Annotated in this window: 14 protein-coding genes; 9 read left to right on the plus strand and 5 right to left on the minus strand. The window is 70.4% G+C overall.

Translation table 11 applies throughout. The features are described from left to right. Positions 1-423 precede the first annotated feature (423 nt). The 9 genes from ACWEN0_RS37695 (at position 424) to ACWEN0_RS37735 (ending at position 12,178) form a co-directional block, all read left to right on the plus strand. Complete coding sequence (locus tag ACWEN0_RS37695; RefSeq protein ID WP_451984587.1) at positions 424-1,308, plus strand: sigma-70 family RNA polymerase sigma factor; 885 nt, start codon at positions 424-426, stop codon at positions 1,306-1,308. 128 nt (positions 1,309-1,436) lie between these two features. Continuing rightward, positions 1,437-1,793 carry a pilin gene (locus ACWEN0_RS37700; protein WP_451984589.1) on the plus strand — a complete coding sequence of 119 codons (357 nt, stop codon included), beginning with the start codon at positions 1,437-1,439 and terminating at the stop codon, positions 1,791-1,793. A gap of 3 nt (positions 1,794-1,796) precedes the next feature. Further along, positions 1,797-3,974: a hypothetical protein gene (locus ACWEN0_RS37705; protein WP_451984591.1), complete on the plus strand. Its 2,178-nt coding sequence runs from the start codon at positions 1,797-1,799 to the stop codon at positions 3,972-3,974. Between the two features lie 11 nt (positions 3,975-3,985). Continuing rightward, positions 3,986-5,032, plus strand: coding sequence for a PrgI family protein (locus ACWEN0_RS37710; protein WP_451984593.1), 1,047 nt, complete (start codon positions 3,986-3,988; stop codon positions 5,030-5,032). Positions 5,033-5,037: 5 nt separating this feature from the next. Next, the gene (locus ACWEN0_RS37715) at positions 5,038-6,861 is read left to right on the plus strand and encodes a VirB4 family type IV secretion system protein (RefSeq protein WP_451984595.1); all 1,824 of its coding nucleotides are present in this window, start codon (positions 5,038-5,040) and stop codon (positions 6,859-6,861) included. Next, positions 6,855-9,371: a type IV secretory system conjugative DNA transfer family protein gene (locus ACWEN0_RS37720; protein WP_451985003.1), complete on the plus strand. Its 2,517-nt coding sequence runs from the start codon at positions 6,855-6,857 to the stop codon at positions 9,369-9,371. Before ACWEN0_RS37715 ends, ACWEN0_RS37720 begins: the two co-directional genes overlap by 7 nt. Beyond that, entirely contained in the window at positions 9,368-10,405 is a 1,038-nt protein-coding gene (locus tag ACWEN0_RS37725; RefSeq protein ID WP_451984597.1) for a replication-relaxation family protein, read from the plus strand. Before ACWEN0_RS37720 ends, ACWEN0_RS37725 begins: the two co-directional genes overlap by 4 nt. 18 nt (positions 10,406-10,423) lie before the next feature. Beyond that, entirely contained in the window at positions 10,424-11,386 is a 963-nt protein-coding gene (locus ACWEN0_RS37730; protein ID WP_451984599.1) for a C40 family peptidase, read from the plus strand. A 177-nt stretch (positions 11,387-11,563) separates the two neighbouring features. After that, positions 11,564-12,178 carry a hypothetical protein gene (locus ACWEN0_RS37735; protein ID WP_451984601.1) on the plus strand — a complete coding sequence of 205 codons (615 nt, stop codon included), beginning with the start codon at positions 11,564-11,566 and terminating at the stop codon, positions 12,176-12,178. 92 nt (positions 12,179-12,270) lie between these two features. Here the strand turns inward: ACWEN0_RS37735 and ACWEN0_RS37740 are convergent, their stop codons facing one another. The 5 genes from ACWEN0_RS37740 to ACWEN0_RS37760 form a co-directional block, all read right to left on the minus strand. Beyond that, complete coding sequence (locus tag ACWEN0_RS37740) at positions 12,271-12,510, minus strand: hypothetical protein (RefSeq protein ID WP_451984603.1); 240 nt, start codon at positions 12,508-12,510, stop codon at positions 12,271-12,273. A 61-nt stretch (positions 12,511-12,571) separates the two neighbouring features. Then, a complete protein-coding gene (locus tag ACWEN0_RS37745; RefSeq protein WP_451984605.1) occupies positions 12,572-12,994 on the minus strand; it encodes a hypothetical protein in 423 nt (140 codons plus the stop codon). A gap of 47 nt (positions 12,995-13,041) precedes the next feature. Beyond that, entirely contained in the window at positions 13,042-13,725 is a 684-nt protein-coding gene (locus tag ACWEN0_RS37750; protein ID WP_451984607.1) for a hypothetical protein, read from the minus strand. A gap of 104 nt (positions 13,726-13,829) precedes the next feature. Continuing rightward, the gene (locus tag ACWEN0_RS37755; RefSeq protein ID WP_451984609.1) at positions 13,830-15,608 is read right to left on the minus strand and encodes a vWA domain-containing protein; all 1,779 of its coding nucleotides are present in this window, start codon (positions 15,606-15,608) and stop codon (positions 13,830-13,832) included. Positions 15,609-15,644: 36 nt separating this feature from the next. Then, positions 15,645-16,880 (minus strand): AAA family ATPase, encoded by a 1,236-nt coding sequence (locus tag ACWEN0_RS37760; protein WP_451984611.1) that lies wholly within the window; start codon positions 16,878-16,880, stop codon positions 15,645-15,647. Between the last annotated feature and the right edge of the window lie 22 nt (positions 16,881-16,902).

Genomic DNA, 16,902 nt, shown 5'->3' on the forward strand with positions numbered 1-16,902 from the left:
GATCACCGCCCACGCCTTCTCCGTCAACTCACCGCGACCAACCACCGGGCACAACTACCAGAGGTCCAGCTCAACCGCTTACAGGACACGCCCTAACTCCGCGAACGAGGTCGGCAAGAGACACCGTCACGCCGGATACGAGCTTTCTGCGCGCCGGCGGATGCCACTCGCGGTGCACGTCCGAGCAGGTCCACCGCCGGATCAGGACGGGCGATTTCGCGGGCGGGTGGGCAGGGGTGACATGCCTTTGAAGCGGTCTTGACACGCCTCTGACCTGGACTTGAAGCGGTTTTGAGGCGCCCTGACGGGCTTCCTGGCGACGTCACCTTCCGCTCGTTCAGGAGTGCCGCCATGGATCAGCCCTCGTCACCGGAACATCCCGCATACACACCGCCGCCAGCGCGTCCGCGTGGCGAGCCGGGCGTGTTCGATACCGCTCGCACCGCGTTCGCCTGGCTGGTCACCGGACCGCACCCGGTCGCCCTCGACGGCCGCCAGGTCCGCGGATTGCCGCCGCGGCTGGTGCCGCTGGACGAGGTCGGCAAGCTGACCGTCGCGAAAGGATGTCCACAGCAGACGCGGGACGCGGTGTGGACGGCACTCGTGACACGGTCGCGTGCCGAGGGCGGCGCGTGGACCGTCGCGTGCGTCGGGCTGGCACTGCCGGTGCTGCTGCCGGTCGCGGCGAAGCTGACCAACAGGTTCCGCGGCGACGTCCACGACATCCACGCCGCAGTGCTTACCGGGTTCCTCGAGGCCCTCACCGACGTCGCCCTCACCCGGCCGGCGATCCTCGTGCGGCTGCGCTGGGCCGCCTACCGCGCCGGCCACCGCGCTCTGCGTGAAGCGCTCGATGCTGCTTCCCCGGTCGCCGACCTCGGCGCACGCGCGCCTGGGCCGGAGCAGCGCGGCGGACATCCGGATTTTGTTCTGCTCGCCGCCGTCGAGGCCGGTGTCCTGACCGTCGCGGACGCTGCGTTGATCGGTGACACGAGGTTCGGCGAGCTGTCACTGGCTGACGCCGCGCAGGCACGCGGCCAGACGTACAAGGCGGCCCAACAGGCCCGGCACCGCGCCGAGCGCAGGCTGGCCAATTACCTGAGCGCCCTCCGCGACGGCGAGCTGGAACCGCGCCGGAAGACGCGGCGCAGCGTCGCGCGTGAGCCCGAGAAGACGCGGCGTCCGGTGTCTCCCCGCCCGCCGAAATCCGGAGTTGGTGATCGCGGGGCGCGACTGCCCGCGCGCCCTCGCCCATCCCGGTCCACTTCGGAACCGGGCGCCGTTCAGGAGGCGTCCTCATGCGACTGATCTCGCACCGCCGCGGTCACCACAAGCCTGTCCGCCGGCCACCGAACCGTCGCAACGTCCACCCGAACGCATCGGCTCCGGCCCGTGCAACGAGCTGCCGGCGCGCCGTTCTTGTGCCAGATGCTCCGATGTCTTCGGTGCGATCGCGCCGTCGCTCGGTCGTTCTGCTCGGCTGCACGCTGGTCGCCGCGGCGCTGCTGCTCGGCGGGTCCGCCGCGCAGGCCGAGACGGTGCAGTACGTCGCGCTCGCGCAGTCGGTCGACCAGGTCCTGTCGAACATCCGTACGTGGATCATGGGCATCCTCGCCGGCGTCGCCCTCGTGTTCCTGACCATCGGCGGGCTCCGCTACCTGATGGGCGCCAACGACCCGGGCGAGATCGAGAAGGCGAAAGGCGCGTTCAAAGCGTCCGGCATCGGGTTCGGCCTCGCCGCGCTCGCACCGCTCGTCGTCGAAATCCTCAAGACCATCGTCGGCGGGGTGTAGACGATGCCCGCCCGCGCAACATCCCCGGCAGACGCGCCCCGGCGCACCCGCCGCGACCGACGCGTCTTCTGGCTCGTCGTCCTGACGGTGCTGCTGGCGACCGTGCTCAGCGCGATCACGGTTGGCTCGGCTACGGCAGGCCCGCAGGAGGCCGCGGCCCAGCTCGATCCTGCGCAACCGCCGCTGCCGCTACCACCCAATCCGGAGTGCGCGCCCGGTTCCGCCGAACCGGCCTGTCACCTTCCGAGTGCGAGTTCGGTGCCGTCGATTCCGGCGACTCCGTTGCCGCCGATCACCACGCTTCCGGCGCCGCCCTCGTGCTTTCCCGGCTCCCTAGCCCCCCAATGCACGTCACCGGACAGTAACGATTCGCCGTGTCAGGGACCGAACTGCATCCCGCAGCCCTCCACGCTCGTCCCGAGCACGCCGCCGCCGTTTCCAGTACCGAACGGCGTCGGCGACGCCGCCGAGTGCGGGCTGACCAACGTCACCGGCTGCATGGTCGTCGCCGCGAGCGCGATGTTCGCCACGATCGTCGCCACCGGCCTGAACCCTCTGCTCGAACTGCTGGGCAAAACGCTGCTGACCACCCCGGAGCCGGATCAGCTGCCTGGCCTCGGCGCGGTGTGGACCGGGTCGTGGCACATCCTGCTCACCGCCTACGTGATCCTCGTGCTGCTGGCCGGGCTGATCATCATGAGCTACCAGACCCTGCAGGCCCGCTACACGGTCAAAGAACTCGCGCCCCGCCTCGTCACCGGTTTTCTCGCCGGGACGCTCTCGCTGTTCCTGGTGACGAAGGGCATCCAGGTCGCCAACGCGCTCTCGGCCGCGGTGGTCGGCGAGGGCACCGACCCGGCTGCGATGACCCGCAGCTTGATCACGATGATGCAGAGCTCGCTGCACGGCGGCGGGATCTTCTTCGGCATCCTCGGGCTCGGCCTGGTCGCGATGCTCCTGGTCCTGCTCGTCGTATTCGTCGTCCGGGTCATGGTGACGATCCTGTTGATCGCGGCCGCGCCGATCGCGCTGATGTTCCACGCGCTCCCCCACACCGAAGGCATCGCCTTCCTCTGGTGGAAAGGCTGCGGCGGCGTGCTGGCCATCCAAGTCGGACAGTCACTCACTCTCGTGGTCACGGTGAAAGTGTTCTTCGCGCCGGGCGGGTTCACGCTTTTCGGGCCGACGATCTCGGCGTTGGTGAACCTGCTGTTGTGTATCGCGCTGATGTACGTGCTGATCAAGATCCCGTTCTGGTTCCTCGCGCCGCTGCGTTCCGGGCGGCCCTCGATGCTCGGGCGAATCGCGCGCGGCGTCATCGCCTACAAGACGATGGGGCTGCTGGCCGGCGCTTCAGCCAGCCGCGGTGCTTCACGACCTCGCACCGGTGGGCCTCGCTCACTCCCGGATCCGCCGGCGACGCGGTCCGGGCAGTTCATGCTGCCGATGAAACTGCGCCGCTCCACCAGCGCGGCCCGAAATCCACGCCGCGGGTGGGACGAGCTCTCCCGCGCCGGCGCGTTCGACGGAACACCCGGCCCCGGTCAGCTGTCGTTGTTCACGACGCGCGCCGGTGACTCGCAGGTTCGGGCGAATCCGCGCGCGCTGCCGTTGAAGGACCCGCCGAACGCGCTGCCGGCGGACCAGCTCGGGTTGCCGATGACCGTGCGACGCGATCCCGACCGAACTCCGCGCCGCACGCTGGCCGACGACCTCGCCGCGCCGCCTCCGACCGCTCCGCGGCGGCAGCCGGGTCTACTGACGCCGGACGGACGGGTCAGCCGCAACGCACGTCCGCCGGCGAAGCTGCCGAACGCGCTGATCGCGCCGAGCGCGGGCATGCTGCCGATCCACCTGCCACCGCAGACTCCGCGGCCCGCGCGGCACAGCCTCGCCGACGAACTCGCCGACCCCGCCCGCACCCACCGCACACCGCATACCGGACCAGGCCTGATCACACCCTCAGGGCAGATCAACCGCGCGGCCCGCGCTCACCGCCGTCCTGCGCCCGACGCGTTCAGCGGGAACCGGCCGCTCGCGTCCGGGCAGTACCCGCTCCCGCTCGGCGTCCACCGCCAGCCGAAACCCGAATCTCCAGCGGCGCCCGCTCCGGTGCGGAAGCCAGCTGGCAAGCAGCTTCCGCTGCCGCTGGATCTGCCGCCACGCCGGCCCAAGAAGTGAGGAGCGAGGTCATGTCCCGTCCCGTGCGCATTCCCGCCGACGTCGACCGCCCCGACCGCGTGCTCGGCCCGCTCACCGCGCGGCAGCTGACGATCCTCGGCGTCACCGGCCTGCTGCTCTACGCCCTCCACGGCGCCACCCGCAGCTTCCTACCGCTGCCACTGTTCTTGCTCGTCGCGGTCCCGGTCGGGCTCGCGGTCACGGTGGTCGCGCTCGGGCGCCGCGACGGCGTTCCGCTCGACCGGCTGCTGCTGGCGGCGATCCGCCAGCGCTGCGTCCCGCGCCGTCAGGTCTCCGCCCCGGAGGGCGTCGGGCCGGTCCCGGCGTGGCTCGCCGCCGACGGCGCGCGGGACGACGTGGCGCCGACGCCGCTGGAGCTGCCCGCGCGCGGCGTGGACGACGGGACGAGCGCAGGGGTCGTCGATCTCGGGGATGACGGTCTCGCGGTGATCGCCGCGTGCTCGACGGTCAACTTCTCGCTGCGCACGCCCGCCGAGCAGGAGGCGCTGGTCAGCTCGTTCGCGCGCTATTTGCATTCGCTAACCGCGCCGGTGCAGTTCCTGGTCCGCGCCGAGCGGCTCGACCTCGCCCCGCAGATCGCCGAGCTGCGCGACCGCGCCGGCGGGCTCCCCCACCCCGCCCTCGAAGCCGCCGCGCTCGATCACGCGGACTATCTCGCCCAGCTCGGCCAGCACGCCGACCTGCTGCGCCGCCAGGTGCTGCTCGTGTTACGCGAACCAACGCGTCCCGCAGTCGTCGACAGCGTCAGCTCGGCCCTGGACCGACTGCGACGCCGTCCCGCTGCCCCCGCAGTCGATCGGGCAGCGCGGCAAGCCGGCGAGCAGCGGCTCGCCCGGCGCCTCAACGAAGCAGTCGAGCTGCTCATCTCGGCCGGGATCGTCGTCACCGCCCTGGACGCCGCAACGGCGACCGGAGTGCTCGCTGCGGCCTGCAACCCCGACACCTTCCTCCCGCCCTCGGCCGCGCTGGCCGGTGCTGGCGACGTCGTGACCGCCGCGCCGGCCGCCGACTTCTACGACGACTTCGAAGGCAGGTGAGCGGGATGTCCCGCGCTCAGCACTCCGGCTCGGCGGCCGCGACGTTCACGCCAGACTCGCTGTCGATCGGCGCACGGCATCTCGAGGTCGGCAACGAATGGGTCGCCTCGTTCGGCGTTACCGGCTACCCGCAAGAGGTCTACCCCGGCTGGCTCGCCCCGCTGCTGACCTACCCCGCACGGCTCGACGTCTCCGTCCACGTCCAGCCGGTCGACCCGGTCACCGCGGCCAGCGGCCTGAAGAAGCAGCGGGCACGGCTGGAGTCCTCCCGCCGCCACCACGCCCGGCACGACCAGCTCGACGACCCGGACCTCGACGCCGCGGCCGACGACGCCGCCGACCTGTCCCGCCGGATCGCCCGCGGCGAGGGCCGGCTGTTCAAGTTCGGCCTCTACCTGACCATCCACGCCGCCGACGAGCAGGCGCTCGCCGAGGAGGTGTCGGCGCTGCGGTCGCTGTGCGCGTCCCTGCTGCTGGACGCCAAGCCCGCCACGTACCGATCGTTGCAGGGCTGGGTCACCACGCTTCCGCTCGGGCTGGACTCCCTAGGTCTGAAAAGGACGTTCGACACTTCCGCCGCGTCCGCGGCATTTCCTTTCACATCACCGGACCTGCCCGCGGTAGATCCGACGTCGACCTCGCCCAGCGGCGTGCTCTACGGCTACAACGTCGGCTCCCAAGGCCTGGTGCACTGGGACCGGTTCTCGTGCGACAACCACAACTCCGTTGTCCTCGGGCGGTCCGGCTCAGGCAAGTCCTACCTGGTCAAGCTGGAGACCTTGCGCAGCCTGTACCGCGACATCCAGGCGTTCGTCATCGACCCCGAAGACGAATACGCCCGCCTCGCCGACCAGGTCGGCGGCGCCTACGTCCACCTCGGCGGCGGAGGCGTCCGGCTCAACCCCTTCGATCTGCCCATCCACACCACCGCCTCCGGCAGGCGGACCGCGCCGCAAGACGCGCTGAACCGCCGAGCCCTCTTTCTGCACACCGTGCTCGCCGTCTGCCTGGGCACCGAGCTGACCTCGGGCGAACGCGCCGTCCTCGACACCGCCCTCATCACGACCTACGCGAACACCGGGATCACCGACAACCCGCGCACCTGGACAAGGCCCGCACCGCTGATGCGCGACCTCCGCGACACCCTGGCGGCAGCCCAAGACGGCGCGGACCTCGCCGCCCGGCTGCACCCGTTCGTCGACGGCGCCTTCGCCGACCTGTTCGCCGGCCCGACGACCACCACACCGGACGGCCACCTCGCCGTGTTCTCCCTGCGGGACCTTCCCGACGAGCTCAAAGCGGTCGGCACGCTACTGTCCCTCGACGCGGTCTGGCGACGGGTGTCGAACCCGGCCGACCGCCGTCGGCGGCTGGTGGTCGTCGACGAGGCGTGGCTGCTGATGCAGTCACCGGAAGGCGCGAAGTTCCTGCACCGGATGGCGAAGACGTTCCGCAAGCACTGGGCCGGACTCACCGTCGCCAGCCAGGACATCGAGGACTTCCTGGGCAGCGAGCTCGGCCGCGCGATCGTGGCCAACTCGGCAACGTCCGTGCTGCTGCGGCAGTCCCCGCAAGCCATCGACCAGATCGCGGCGACCTTCAACCTGTCCGAGGGCCAGCGCCAGTTCCTGCTCACCGCCGACCGCGGTCAAGGGCTGCTCGGCTCCGGCACCGAATGGGTCGCCTTTCAGGCGCTCGCGTCGCCGACGGAGAACGTCCTAGTCACCACCGACCCAGCCGAACTAGCCGAGATCGCCCAGGACCTCGGCGACCCGGCGTTCGAGGACGTCGTCGATCTCGGCCCCGCGAACACGGAGGTCGGCTGGTGATCAGGCACCAAGGATGGGTCGGCGGCTATCTGACGGATCCGTGGCACGCGGTCCACCAGCTGCTCGCGGGAGCTATCGGGGTGACGATGAGCTGGGGCCCTATCGCCGTTCCCGGGCTCGCCATCCTCATCGCGGGTCTGGACGTCGGCCGACGCTGGTGGCGAGGCCGCTGCCACGCCGCGCTGCTGGCTGACGCGCGGTGCGTCACCGTGCTCGCGCCGCCCACCGTCGATCCCGCCGGCGGGATCCTGCTGTGGTCCAACCTCGTCGGCCTGCTGCGGCCGAGCTGGCGGCGATGGTTAACCGGCCAGCCGCACCTCGCGTGGGAATACCGGTTCTCCGAGCACGGCGTCACCCTGCGGCTGTGGGTTCCGGGCGTGATCCCGCCGGGCCTGGCCGAGCGGGCGATCGAAGCCGCCTGGCCCGGCGCCCACACCCGCACCGTCGCGGCCGACCCGCCGCTGCCCCAGCCGACGCCCGGACTACGCGCCGTCACCGTCGGCGGCCAGCTGCGCCTCGCACGGTCCGAAGCCCTGCCGATCCGCACGGCTTTCGATGCCGACCCGATCCGTGCACTGCTCGGCGCGCCCGTCGGGCTCGGCCGCGACGAGTACGCCGGCGTTCAGATCCTCGCCCGGCCGGTCACGGGTCGACGGGTCCGCCGAGCCCGTCGGGCAGCCCGGCGAGTCCATGCCGGCGGGTCCGGCCGACTTGCTGGCCGGCTTCTCGACCTCGTCACGCCGGGCACCACGGCAACTCGCTCCGGACGTGTCCGCGATGCCCGGCGAATCAGCCGAGATCCACAGCTGTCGCTGGAGTACTCCGCGCAGAACCGCGCGATCGTCGGCAAGCAGCGCGGCTCCCAGTACGAGGTCGTCGTCCGCTACGCCGTCACCACTCACCTGCCGGACGAGTTCGCCGAAGCAGACATCCGGCGGACCCGCGACACCGCCCGCGGCCGCGCACACGCCCTCGCCGCAAGCTTCGCCGCCTACACCGAGCACAACCACTTCCACCGCATCCGCCTTCGCCACCCAGCTCTCGCGCTCGGGACCCGACGCCTCGACCACGGCGATCTGCTGTCCGTTCCGGAGCTGGCCGCGCTCGCCCACCTACCGGTCGACGCCGAGATTCCAGGCATCGAGCGCGCCGGCGCCAAGGCCGTCGCGCCACCGCCGGGCATCGCCGTTCCCGGGCCCGAGGTCAAACCGCTCGGCGTCGCCGATTCCGGCCACGCCCGCCCCATCGGGCTCCGCGTGCCGGACGCCCGTCACCACCTGCACGTGCTCGGCGCCACCGGGTCCGGGAAATCGACGCTGCTCGGGAACCTGATCCTCGACGACGCGGACGCCGGCCGCGGCATCGTCCTCATCGATCCCAAGGGCGACCTCGTCACCGACGTCCTCTCCCGGCTCCCGCGCGAGGCCGCGGATCGCGTCGTGCTCTTCGACGCCGACTCCCGGCAGCGCCCGCCGTGCCTCAACCCACTCGAAGGCGGCGAGATCGACCGCGAGGTCGACAACCTCGTCTCCGTCTTCCGCCGCGTCTACTCCGCGTTCTGGGGCCCACGCACCGACGACCTCATGCGAGCCGCCTGCCTGACCCTGCGCGCTCAGGACGGCGTCCCGACGCTCGCGGACCTGCCCAAGCTGCTGACCAGCGCGGCCTTCCGCACCCGGGTCACCAGCGGGCTGACCGACCCGGTGCTGGCCGGGTTCTGGGAGTGGTACGACGAGCTCACCGAGTCCAGCCGCAGCCAGGTCATCTCCCCGCTGATGAACAAGCTCCGCGCTTTCCTGCTGCGCCCGTTCGTCAAGGACGCCATCGCCGGCGGCCGCTCCACCGTCGACCTGAACGAGGTGCTCAACGAGAGCGGTATTTGCCTGGTCCGGATCCCCAAAGGCTCGCTTGGCGACGAGACCACCCGGCTCGTCGGCTCGCTGGTCGTCGCCCGGACCTGGCAGGCCACCACGGCCCGCGCCCGCGTCCCGCAACGCGAACGTCCCGACGCCTCCCTCGTCATCGACGAGTGCCACAACTTCCTGAACCTGCCGTATCCGCTCGAGGACATGCTCGCCGAAGCCCGCGGCTTCCGGCTGGCCATGACGCTCGCCCACCAGCACCTCGGCCAGCTCCCCCGCGAGCTCAAAGAAGGCATCTCGACCAACGCCCGGTCGAAGATCTTCTTCAACGCCTCCCCCGAGGACGCCCGCGAGCTCGCCCGCCACACGGCACCACGGCTGTCCGAACACGACCTCGCCCACCTCGGCGCCTACCACGTCGCCGCCCGCCTGGTCGTCAACGGCGCCGAAACCGAGCCCTTCACCATGACGACGACACCGCCGCGCCCCGCGGTTCCCGGGCGGGCCCGAGAAGTCCGGGCAGTCCTCCGCCGTAGCCGGTCCCGGCCCGCCGACCGGACGAACCGTGGCAGCTCGAGGCCGCCGGCCCACAGCCGCAAGACCGATCCCCGCCGCGCGCAGGGCTCCGATCACGGAGGTGCCCGTTGATCACCACCACGACCAGGCAGCATCAGCTGCGCCAGCACCTTCCCGGCGGAACCGCCGCCCGCGCCGCCAACCCGACCGAGCACCAGGCGGCGCTCGCGGCGCGCCTCACGCGGCGGGACAAGTGGCTGCTGGCCCTGCTCTACGAACACCGCGTCCTGACCTCCGCCCAGATTCAAGAAGCCGCCTTCCCCTCGGGCCGCTCGACCCGCCAGCGTCTGCGCGAGCTGTACCTCTGGCGCGCCGTCAGCCGGTTCCAGCCTTTCCGCCAGCTCGGCTCCGCGCCGATGCACTACGTCCTCGGGCCCGCCGGCGCCGTCGTGCTGGCCGCCGAGCACGGCCTGGAGGTGAAGGAACTCGGCTACCGGCACGACCGCGCGATGGCCATCGCGCACAACCAGCGTCTCGCGCACACCGTCGGCGTGAGTGGCTTGTTCACCTCGCTCATCGCGCACAGCCGGCGCTCGCGGGGTGGCGACGGAATCACAGCTTGGTGGTCGGAAACCCGCTGCGCCCGCCACTTCGGCGACCTCGTCATCCCTGACGCCTACGCCCGCTGGGGCGAACTCGAGTTCTTCCTCGAATACGACACCGGCAGCGAGTCGCTGACCAAGCTGTCCCGCAAGCTACTCGCCTACGCCCGGCTCGCCGACTCCACCGGCATCGCCACCCCGGTCCTCTTCTGGCTGCCGACGAGCCGCCGCGAGGCCAACGCGCGTTCGGCGCTCGCCCGTGTCCACGCCGACCTCGATCAGCGCGCCGACGTCCCCGTCGCCACCGCGGCCGCCGACCTCGCCGCTTCGAGTTTAGGAAACCCGGCCGGCGAGATCTGGCTCCCGCTCGGCGAGAGGTCCTCGAACCGGACCGCGTCCCCGCGGTACTCGCTCGGCGAGCTGGCGCACGCCTGGCCGGCCCTCGCACCAACCACAGCCGACCTCGACGCCCCGGCAAGCCAAGCCGTGGCTTACCGGCTACCGCCGCCGTGTCCCATGCCCCCGGAGGCCACGCCCGTCCGGACTCGGCGTCCCGGGGCCTGATCGCGCGAGGAGTGCCTGATGGGATCCAAGATCGCGGTCGGCGTCGCCGTCGTGCTCGCAATACTTCCGCTGCTGCTGGGCGCGGTGCCGCAAGCCGTCGTCACCTCGCTCACCGGCGTCGGCAGCACGACTTGCACGCCCAGCAGGACCGCCCCGGGCACCGTGCCTGGCTACGGACCTGACCAGCTCGGTAACGCCGCGATCATCACCTCGACCGGCAAACAGCTGCAGGTACCCGAGCCGGGGTGGGTCATCGCGGTCGCGGTCGCCATCCAGGAGTCCGCGTTGCGCAACCTCGACCACGGCGACCGGGACAGCCTCGGCCTCTTCCAGCAGCGCCCGTCCCAGGGCTGGGGCACGCCCGAGCAGATCATGAACCCGACCTACGCGGCGACGCAGTTCTACCGGCACCTGCAAGCCGTGTCCGGATGGCAACGGATGAGCCTCAACGACGCCGCCCAGGCTGTCCAGCGGTCCGGGACACCCGACGCCTACAGCCGCCACGAGACGGTCGCCGGAGCCATCGTGGCCGCTGTCGCCGGAGTGGCCTGCGAGCACACCGGCGGCGGGGACTGCGCGAACATCGCCGCGCCGACGCCCGCCGCGCTCACCGCCATCAACTACGCGTGTGGGCAACGCGGGCTGCCCTACGTCTGGGGCGGCAACGGACCTGTACACGGTGACGCCGGTTTCGACTGCAGCGGCCTGACTCGAGCCGCCTACGGCGCAGCCGGCATCGCGTTGCCGCGGACCTCTAGCGAGCAGTACGCGGCCGGGCCGCGCGTGCCGTCCGGCGCACCGCTTCTGCCCGGCGACCTCGTTTTCTATGCCACGGCCGGACGCGTCCACCACGTCGGCCTGTACATCGGCAACGGGTACATGATCGACGCCCCGGACTTCGGGCAAGCCGTGAAGGTGGAGCCGTTCCGCCATCCTGGCGACGACTATCTCGGTGCGACCAGGCCGACCGTACCGGGTTGACCCTGTCGGACAACCACTTCCGGGCGATACATATGTCTTGTTTGGACGATGGCTTGACGCGAAACGGTTGATGGAGCGTCCATAGACATGTAGCCCGAACCACCGGATGCGCACCGGCGGGCGAACGCCCCGGCCGGGGCATGACCATCCACCGCTTTCACCGAAACGGAGCCCGTCATGCCCGCAGCTTTGGACACCACAGCCAACGACGCCAAACCCGAAACGGCGGAAACCAAGGTTCGTCGAGCCCTCGAAGCAGCAGCCCCAGGCGCGACTGCGGCGAAACTGGCCAGCGCGGCCGGAATCGGCCGCTCCACCGCTACGAAGATCCTCTCGCGCTGGGCAGCCGAAGGGCTGGTGACCCGGACGGCAGGCAAGGACCAGTCAGTCGCCGTCACCTGGGCGTTGATCGACGAACAGAACGACGACACCGACGAAGTGGAGACGACCGAAGACGCGGCAGATCCGCACGTGGACGCTCCGACCGCTGAACCTGACGCACAGGAGCCCGACGCTTCACCCGTGGCCGACGTCGGCGACGCCTGCGACCCGGCGACGCCGGGAGCCGCAACGGTGGGCGCGCCGAAAAAGGAACGACTGCCAAAGGGTGCGCTGTACGACATGGTGCTGAATTTCCTGAAGGCGCATCCCGGCGAAGAGTTCGGACCCGCCAAGATCGGCACGGAACTGGTCCGGTCCAGCGGCGCAGTGAACAATGCATTGGAGAAGCTCGTCATCAATGGCCTGGCAAGGAAAACGTGCGAGGCACCGAAGCGCTTTACCGCCAACTGACCTGCTGCCACGGACAAACTCGGTCCGGTCGCCATCCCAGCGACCGGACCGAGTTCGTTGCCATCCGCGGTCGGCGACGAACCCAACTTCTCTCACACGAAGAAGTCGCCTTCGTCGTCGAGATCGTCAGGCTCGATGCTGGGCAGCCCGACGGCTGCGGCTACCGCGTTCAGCGTGCTCACAGCGGTTCCGTCAACGTAGGTGGCGGAATACACCTCATCGACCGCAACGTTGTCGAGTCCCCTCAAGGCAGCAACGACCGCAGCCCTGAGCTGGTCGACCGTGCAATCGCTCAGACGCTCGACGATCAGATGAGCGGGAAGGGTGGACATGGACACTGTAGCGGGATTCATGTCTGTTCCTTTGTGGACGGTAAGAGTGAGCGTTCGGTGATCACGTCGCGCGAAGGTGGTGTGCGCGGTCATATTGCGGATTTCCGTTTCCGTCAACGAAGAACAGCCGACCGGCGTACCGGTCGACCATGTCGAGCGGCACCTGCTCACGGCCGCGCCTGTCCAAGCTAGCGATAGCCTCGGCCGTCACCTCGGCGCGGGCAGGAGCGCTTAGCGAGTCGGCGAGTCCGGTGAATCGGATGTGCACCAACCAGACGGGAGGCTCGTCTCCCCACAGAGGACTGATAACGGAAGCGCTGATCGTGGTCTCGACGTGTGCGGCAACGCGTCCGGTAGCACGCGCGGCAAGCAGATCGTCGTGAACGAGGTGAACGAACGTGCCGATGGCGTCGTCGTTGGACGCGCTGGAAGATCGGTCACCGTTGATCCACACGCCCGGCTTCCAGTTGTCTTCGATGAGCACGGATTCCTCCCTTTTGAGGTTCCAACATTTTCCCTTTTCAAAACCAGTCAGGACGGCACGATCCCCAACAGCTTGGCCAGATCATTCGCAATCTCGGCGGCGTGATCACGGGAGACGACGATCGAAAACCTGACGTCGGGCGAGCAGGTACGCAGTTCGATACTCGATCGCCCATCCGCCAGCGTGCACCGTGTAGCGTTGTGCATACCCGGTACGACACGCACGGGTCCGCCGAACGCCTGCGCCAGGCTCAATGTCACGTCGCGTTCTTCCGCCAGCCGCTCGCGTCGCCGGATGTTCCGCTCGCGAATACGACCAAGCCAGTTTCGATACGAGGGAAGTACGTCCTCTTCAAGACGGTCAGCGACTTCCCTCGGCAGCGTCCGGGTCTCGATGAGAACGGGGCGTGGGCGCTGGTCGTCCGGGAAGAACCAGCCCGCCGGGTACTTCAGGCGGTGATCGACATATTCGCCGCAATCCGTCCAACCGGTCGAGAACTGGTCCTCGTCGTAAGGCAGGACTGGCCTGATGGTGTAGGCCAATGGCCGGGCGCGCTTGACCGGCTCGACGCAGAGGGCCTCGCCCGCGGGGCCGAACATGACCAAACGGCCGTACAGGCTTTGTTCGTAGCCAGCATTGCCCCTGCAGACGGCGAGGCCCCACGATCCGGCCAGTTCGGATGCCAGGTCGAATGCCGTGCGGACGATACGTTCTTCGCGTGTAGGTGCCATGGCGGTTCAGTCCCTTTCGATTGTCAACGCTGGTAACGCCCTGTGGCGCAGAGGTCACGTACAGGCCCACACATCGCGGCGGCGAGCGTCAGCGCGAGATGGAGCTAGCGGCGGGCGGCGGCACGGAGTGCCTTGGTGGCGGCATGCCCGATGGCGCGAGCGGCCGAGGTGGGGTCGTTCAGCACGTGGACGGTCGCCCCGTCGAGCGGGGTGTCGGAATCGCTGGTGGCCAACCACAGCACCGCGCACCCGGACGCGCGCAGCCGATCGAGCTTCTTCTGCCCGTCGCGGCGGGGATCGGCGCGGAAGTTGCCATCCGACACGATCACCACCAGCCGGGCCGCGCCGGGGCGGGACAGGCCGAGGGCGCCGTCGAGCGCGTCGAGCGCGCGGGGGATGTCCTCGTAGTTGTCGTTCGAGCAGAATTCGGTGACCTTGGCGGGCGGCTTGCCCGGGTGAGTCAGCGGGCGCACGTGGTGGCCGAAGATCACGCTCGCGGTGTCGGCGGGCACCCGGGTGTGGCGGGCGGCGTTTGCCAGGATCCAGGCCGCTGACGCCACGTGAGCACTTACCCAGTCCATTGAACCGGACACGTCGCACGCGATCCCGACGCGCAGCGGCGGCACGGTGACCGGCGTGCGGATGGTGCGGGTGAACGGCTCGGCAGTCACCACGGCCCCGGCCGCACGCTGGGCTTCGGCCGCGCGCACACCGCGCATCCGCAGCCGTCCCGGCGGCACCTCCGAGGTCGAGCGCACGGCCACTCGTTCCGGGGTTCCGGCGGTGTCCAGCGCCCGCGCGAGCACCCGCGTGGCCGTGCGCTCCTCCGGTGTGGGCGAGCGGGTGCCCGACGTCCTGGTGTCGCCGCTACGGGGTCCGCCGGTGCCGAACACGCGCCGTGCCACTGCGCCCGCCTTCTTCTCAGCAGCCTCTTCGCGTTCCTTCGCGGCGGCAGTGACGGCGGCAGGGTCCTCGGGCGCCTTCTCCCCCGCGACCTTCGCCGCCACGCCGCCCAGCACGGCGGCGATGGCGTCCGCCAACGGTGACGGGGCGGCCGGAGCTCCAGGGCCGGGCAAGCCGCCCAGCGGGTCGGAGGTCCCGGGCGAGGCCGGCGGCGAGGTCGGGTGCGGACTGTCGAGGTCGGTGCCGAGGATCTCGCACCATTGCCGCCCGAGGTCAAGCATCTCCTCGCCTGCGTGGTCGGCGGTCCGCAGCGCTTGCCGCCACACCTCCCGCAGCTTGTCGAGGACGTCCTTGCCGAGCACGTCCTCGACGACCCGGGCGACGGGTTGGACCTCGGCCGGGGTGAGCACCCCGCCGTCGGCCCGTCCCAGCAGCAGGGCGGCGGAACGCGCGGCGTCGGCGGCGGTCATCTTCGGAGCGGTGTCGGGGTCGGCGTAGAGGTCCAGGTCGGTCGCGACGATGCCCTTCACGCACGCGCGCAGCCAATGCCGGTCGTCCGGACGGCGGCGGATGTGCACCGCTTCCATACGCGGCTCTTCCAGCAACAGCGCGGCCGCGACCACGGCGGGCGGAGCGTCGTCCGGCGGTTCCCACGCTGTGTGTTTGGCGTGTCCGCACTCGTGGGTCAGGGCACCCCATGCGGAGGCGTAGCGGGGACGGTCGGACAGGTTGGCGGGGTCCACGGTCGCGGGATCCACGCCCAAGTGGTCACCGTCGACCTCGATCAGCGCGCGGTGCGGGTAGAAGCACGCGGGGGCACCGCCGCCCGCGCCGGGGGCAACGCTGACCACGAGGTCGTCGCGGTCGGCGATCACGGGGACCTCGTCGGCGAACGCGGCGGACAGGCTCAGCCACTCCGGACGGGCGGGGAACACGGCGGCACCGGTGGCGGCCGGATCGGCGGTGAAGTGGGCGCTCATGGCGTCAGTCCTTTCGCGACGGTTCGCCGGGCGGGTTCAGGGTTTGGCGGTGACGCGGGCGCCGAGGGCGAGCGGGGCGACGGTCTTTCCGAACACGTCGCGCACCACGGCGGCGACGGTGACGCGATCCTCTTCCGGCGCGATGCCAACCAGGTTCCCGGCGGCGGCGTCGAGGTCCCACGCGTCGGCGAGCTTCTTGAACGCCAGAAGCTCGCGCAGCTGGGGCGCCCACCCGATCTCGCCCTTTTCCTGACGGGTCGCAAGGTTGCGCGCCACCCGCACGGCCTTCTTGTCGACTCCCAGTTGTTCGGCGAGGGCGTAGTCGCTGGAAACCTGGATGTGCACGGAGAACCGGGAAGACAGCGCGTCGGTGAGGATGGCCCCGTGCACGCCGGGGTTGTGCCCGGCGACGACATAGAACCCTGGCGCAGCCTTGACGACTTCGCTGCCGTTGGGCTTGACGACGATCTCGCGGCGTCCGTCCATCGCCGGATAGACCACGGCGAGCACGGTCGGCGGAATCAGCGTCGCGTCGTCGATGAACAGCGGCAGCCCTTCGCGCATCGCGCGGACCAGCGGGCCGTGAACGAACACGAAGTCGCCGCCCGGGATTTTGGTGAAGTCGCCCACGAGATCGGCGACCACGGTATCGCAATCACCTTGGACGGTGAGGCAGTCGTTGAAAGCCGCTTCCACTACTGACGTCTTCCCGGTGCCCGGCGGTCCGTAGAGGAGCGCGGCCACCCCTGCGTCGCGCAACCGCTGCAGCGCGGTCACGTCCGGCATCCCGGACAGGAGCCGGGGGTGGTAGTCCATCCCGTTAGGACGTTTCACCGTGCCAGTGACCGTCGTCGCCGGTCGCGTGGTGACACCGGCGGTGCTGGAAGACGCGGACGGTGTCGAAGACGCGGCGGGGGCCGTCGCGGGCGGCTTACGGCGGGGTGCGCGCGGCGTGCATGGCGGCGCGGGGGTGATGACGGGCGCAGCGGCGGCCGCCGTCATCGCGGTCGCGCGGTAGCCCAGCGGCGCGGTGCTCGCCAGTTCGGCTGCCCCGGCGTCCGCCAGCGTTTTGCAGGCGTTGCCGACCGCGCCGGATGAGCGGTTCAGGGTACGCGCGATGCTGCCCGGGCTGTGGGTGGTTGCGGGGTCGTCGGCGAGCACCTTGGCAACCATCGCGCGAAGTTCGCCGTTGCGGAGCCGCGTCGCTTTCGCTCCGGCCGGGGTAGTCGGCCCGGTAACGGATGCCGTAGCGGGCGGGGTGGGCCTGGTCATCGCGGTTTCCTTTCACGCGTAG

This window comes from Amycolatopsis sp. NPDC004378, from assembly GCF_053602455.1.

Excerpts from the sequence above, each read along its gene's own strand:
- ACWEN0_RS37730 (WP_451984599.1), top strand. The coding sequence starts at position 10,424 with ATGGGATCCAAGATCGCGGTCGGCGTCGCCGTCGTGCTCGCAATACTT.
- ACWEN0_RS37710 (WP_451984593.1), top strand. The coding sequence starts at position 3,986 with ATGTCCCGTCCCGTGCGCATTCCCGCCGACGTCGACCGCCCCGACCGC.
- ACWEN0_RS37740 (WP_451984603.1), bottom strand. The coding sequence starts at position 12,510 with ATGTCCACCCTTCCCGCTCATCTGATCGTCGAGCGTCTGAGCGATTGC.
- ACWEN0_RS37700 (WP_451984589.1), top strand. The coding sequence starts at position 1,437 with ATGTCTTCGGTGCGATCGCGCCGTCGCTCGGTCGTTCTGCTCGGCTGC.
- ACWEN0_RS37755 (WP_451984609.1), bottom strand. The coding sequence starts at position 15,608 with ATGAGCGCCCACTTCACCGCCGATCCGGCCGCCACCGGTGCCGCCGTG.
- ACWEN0_RS37750 (WP_451984607.1), bottom strand. The coding sequence starts at position 13,725 with ATGGCACCTACACGCGAAGAACGTATCGTCCGCACGGCATTCGACCTG.
- ACWEN0_RS37735 (WP_451984601.1), top strand. The coding sequence starts at position 11,564 with ATGCCCGCAGCTTTGGACACCACAGCCAACGACGCCAAACCCGAAACG.
- ACWEN0_RS37760 (WP_451984611.1), bottom strand. The coding sequence starts at position 16,880 with ATGACCAGGCCCACCCCGCCCGCTACGGCATCCGTTACCGGGCCGACT.
- ACWEN0_RS37715 (WP_451984595.1), top strand. The coding sequence starts at position 5,038 with ATGTCCCGCGCTCAGCACTCCGGCTCGGCGGCCGCGACGTTCACGCCA.
- ACWEN0_RS37705 (WP_451984591.1), top strand. The coding sequence starts at position 1,797 with ATGCCCGCCCGCGCAACATCCCCGGCAGACGCGCCCCGGCGCACCCGC.